The organism is Gemmiger formicilis, assembly GCF_016901605.1.
GTDB classification, from domain to species: domain Bacteria; phylum Bacillota; class Clostridia; order Oscillospirales; family Ruminococcaceae; genus Gemmiger; species Gemmiger formicilis_B.
In genome coordinates, this window is sequence record NZ_JACJKP010000658.1 from 1 (window position 1) to 251 (window position 251).

Below are 251 nucleotides of genomic sequence, written 5' to 3' on the forward strand. Positions count from 1 at the left end.
TTGACAATATGCATTTCTATCGGTTCCTGAACCTTGCCAGACGGGCGGGCATTACGCTGCCGGTTTCGGCCGGTGTGATGCCGATTGTAAAACGCAGTCAGATCGAACGCACCGTGGCACTCTCCTCGGCCAGCCTGCCTTCGGAGTTTACACGGATGATTTCCCGTTGGCAGGATGACCCGGCTGCCTTGTATGACGCAGGTATTGACTATTCCATTCGTCAGCTTCGTGATTTGATTGAGGGCGGTGCG

The 251-nt window shown here is 55.0% G+C and carries 1 protein-coding gene; it reads left to right on the forward strand.

What is annotated here, in order from left to right; all coding sequences use genetic code 11:
- The coding region (locus H6B10_RS16345; RefSeq protein WP_204652460.1) for a methylenetetrahydrofolate reductase at nt 1–251 on the forward strand (251 nt) is incomplete at both ends.